5 protein-coding genes are annotated in these 3,046 nt (G+C 68.5%); 2 read left to right on the top strand and 3 right to left on the bottom strand.

What is annotated here, in order from left to right; translation table 11 throughout:
• Both ACIBVN_RS60725 and ACIBVN_RS60720 read left to right on the top strand, forming a co-directional pair.
• The coding region (locus tag ACIBVN_RS60725; RefSeq protein ID WP_397151998.1) for a hypothetical protein at positions 1–237 on the top strand (237 nt) is incomplete at its 5' end.
• Positions 238–401: 164 nt separating this feature from the next.
• Positions 402–761 carry a hypothetical protein gene (locus ACIBVN_RS60720; protein ID WP_397151997.1) on the top strand — a complete coding sequence of 120 codons (360 nt, stop codon included), beginning with the start codon at positions 402–404 and terminating at the stop codon, positions 759–761.
• Between the two features lie 261 nt (positions 762–1,022).
• Here the strand turns inward: ACIBVN_RS60720 and ACIBVN_RS60715 are convergent, their stop codons facing one another.
• The 3 genes from ACIBVN_RS60715 to ACIBVN_RS60705 all read right to left on the bottom strand — a co-directional run bounded on the left by ACIBVN_RS60715 (position 1,023) and on the right by ACIBVN_RS60705 (position 2,929).
• On the bottom strand, positions 1,023–1,541 hold the full coding sequence (locus ACIBVN_RS60715) for a hypothetical protein (RefSeq protein ID WP_397151996.1): 519 nt from the start codon (positions 1,539–1,541) through the stop codon (positions 1,023–1,025).
• 402 nt (positions 1,542–1,943) lie between these two features.
• Complete coding sequence (locus tag ACIBVN_RS60710) at positions 1,944–2,435, bottom strand: hypothetical protein (RefSeq protein WP_397151995.1); 492 nt, start codon at positions 2,433–2,435, stop codon at positions 1,944–1,946.
• Positions 2,432–2,929 carry a hypothetical protein gene (locus tag ACIBVN_RS60705; protein WP_397151994.1) on the bottom strand — a complete coding sequence of 166 codons (498 nt, stop codon included), beginning with the start codon at positions 2,927–2,929 and terminating at the stop codon, positions 2,432–2,434. The genes ACIBVN_RS60710 and ACIBVN_RS60705 overlap by 4 nt, the downstream gene beginning before the upstream one ends.
• Positions 2,930–3,046 lie beyond the last annotated feature (117 nt).

Below are 3,046 nucleotides of genomic sequence, written 5' to 3'. Positions count from 1 at the left end.
GAGGAGACCGACCAGGACAAGCCGGTCCATCTGACCGGTGTGACCGATGACGGCGTCGCCTTCGGTATCGGCGCCTCGACTGCCGACCAGGCCGACCCGCGGGTCACCATCGACCTCGCCACAGGCCAGGTCCAGGCCGCCGACTACGTCGTGGCTCCCTTCGGCGACTACTCCGGATACGGTCTGTTCTGGGACGACTCCACAAACACCATGGTCGCCTATCCACACGTCAAGTGACCGCACGCGTGAGAGACCGGTCGCGCTCAGTGATGCAGGCGGCCCCCGCGGGGGCTGCGCCCGTGTCCGGCACAGGTGATCCGTAGCGCGGCCGGAGCGAGCCCGGGCGGGAGATGGAGTTCGAGGCGGATGTGTGCGGCCTGCCTGAGCCCCTGGATGCGCTGGTGACCGCAGCGCTTGCCCGGGATCCCACACAGCGGCCGGCCGTCGGGGAGGTGCTGCTGGGGCACGGCGGCGAGGCGCCGCTCCGCCGCGGCAATGACCTGCTCGAACGCGGCCTTACGCAGGCGGGTGCCCTGGCCGGACGGCCCGAGCCCGACCTGGGCGCGATCGCGGAGGAGATCTATGGCGAGCTGACCGAGGCCGAGCGGGCGACCGTGCCCGAGATGTTCCTGCGGATGATCGACGGCGACGAACTCCGGCCCGTCGGCAGGGACGAGCTGCCGGACTCGCTCGATGTCTGTCCCAGGGGGCGGCTGACCTGGAGGCGACGGATTCGCGCCAGGCCGCGTCGTCCAGGTTGAGGGCTCCCAAGACAGAACCAGGAGAGGGCTCTTCATGGAGCCACACGGGGCGAACCCGATTCACACGATGCTGTCCTCACTCCACGCGCGAAGGGCGGCCTGGAATTACGCCGTTCTGGAGATGGGGGAACAGGGTTCCAGCGTTCGTCCGGTCAGCGCTGCTATCGACGGGTGTCGCCATTGGCGGTCCCTTCGTCCCCGAGGCCGGGTTTTGCGCAGTCGACCGGGCTCGGCCCCGTTTGGGGCGCTGTCGATCGGTCCCTAAGATCTCAGTCGCCGATCTGCACGAGGGCCCGGTTCTTCCCTCGCCAGCACGACCTGGCTGATCGCGAGTGCGAAGAATCCGAAGACGGCCACCACAGGCCCAATACCGAGGACCACATCGGGATGAGACGGCACGACGGCCGCACCGCACGCGACAACGTCCACTGCAGCGAGCGCGGCGCCCACCACATGAACGCCACCTGACGGTCGGATCAGGGCGACCACCGCCAGCAACGACGCGATGATTGCGCCACCCGCGAACGCGAACGTCACCAGGAGCATCACCGGAACTGCTCGATGAACGTCCAGATAGGACAGTCCCAGATGGCCGACCACGACTTGGCCGAAACCTGGAACGAATCCCTCGGCTTGTTCGGCCGTTCCTGACCGGGCCGGCGCGATCCAGGGCAGCAATCCCGACACGACCACGGCGGACAGCCCCGCCACCAGCCCAACACGGGCCGCACGATAGGCCCCGCTCTGATGGCCGCGCGGCCGCGCCGATAACTCGCTCATCTCCCCTCCGGACCCGCCCGCCATGATCTCCGCCAGGGTTGATCGTGCCACGGGCACCAACCGATGCCAACCATCTCTCGCCCGGTGTGCGGCCCTCGTGGAGGCGACGGAAAGTCACCCTCCAGGACGTCCCAGAATCGGGGATCCGCTCGTCCTGGGCGGGACCGGCATCCGCAGCCTGGCGCTGACGTTCGCCGGCGGCGTGGCCCGCTGGCAGCAAGCCCGCGACTCCGCCGCACGTCGCCGCTGACTCTGCTGCACGATCATCCGGCCTTCGGCAGAGGCAGCATCGACCACCGAAGGACGCTGAACGGGTGGGATTGTGAAAAATCTGCAGGTTGTCTTCCGTCGTTGCGGCGATGATCGTCAGCGAACGACCTCGGGTCTGAAGAGGGAACCACCTCACCATGGGCCGGCGATCCGCCCGTCGGCCTCCAGCCCGTACCGCAACAGATCCCCCCACCGGCCATCCACACCACTCGCCAGCCACTGCCGGGCCAACCCCCACAGGGCCCTGATGTCGCCGGTGTCGGCGGCATGTTGCCACAAAGCGAAGGCGTGGCGGCGGCCTCGCAGGTGGGCGGCTTGATCGAGAGCGATGTGATCGCTGGTGGTGGCAGCATGGCCGACGGCGGCGTCCCAGAATCCGGCTGGAGGACATATCAGGCGACGGGTCCTGGTGCCGTGCTGTTCCAGCCAGCCGTCGGTCAGCAGGTCCCACTGCTCGTCGGTCAGGTATCCGGCGGCGGCCTGTTCCAGCAGCAGTCGCGGCAACGCGGGGCCGTGGCCCAATCGGCGCGCGTCCATCGCCGCGTGCAGCACTGCCCGGGCCGCGAAGCTCGCCTTGTCGTAGCGATCGATCAACGCAGGTCTACCGGCCAGGTACTGGGTCAACGCCCCATCGTGGGCAAGCTGCCGGGCCTCGGCCAGCCGCGGATCGTTTCGCTCGTCGGCGTGGTGATGTGCGGCCTGCAAATCGGCGCCGGTGAAGGCGTCCGGACACGGATGCTGACTTTTTTGATCAGTTCCTGGGCTTGTGCGTGCGGATCAGGCCCGCCGGGAGCGGGGACTGCGGTGAGGATGGCCCAGTAGTCCGGCCACAGCGTGCCCAGCACCACCACCGGACCACGCTCGGGGGTGGCCAGCAGATCACGCAGCGCGGCGGCGACCTGCTCGCCGCTGCCGCTACCGTGGGTGAGCAGGTAGTGCTGGGCTTCATTCAGCCACACCACGGTGTGCGGACCTAACGCATCCAGACCAGCCAGTACGGCTTCGGGCCGGTCCGGGCGCAGCGGATGCCACAGCCGCCACGGCTCCGGCAGCCGGCGTACGGCCTCCCACAAGGGACGGGTCTTGCCAGTGGAGGAGCCGCCGACCAGCATCGCCATCCGCACATCGGCGTGGGCGCATGCCTAGGTAGCTGGTGTAAAGCGGTCGATCCCGGCCGGTTGCATCTCGATCGCGATCTGCTGAGCCGGGCCTGTGATCGAGCTTGGTGGCCCGAT

The sequence above is a fragment of the Nonomuraea sp. NPDC049400 genome, assembly GCF_044466425.1.
In the GTDB taxonomy this organism is placed as follows: domain Bacteria; phylum Actinomycetota; class Actinomycetes; order Streptosporangiales; family Streptosporangiaceae; genus Nonomuraea.
Note: the sequence above shows the minus strand (reverse complement) of the source record. Positions and strands in the feature narration are given on the sequence as shown.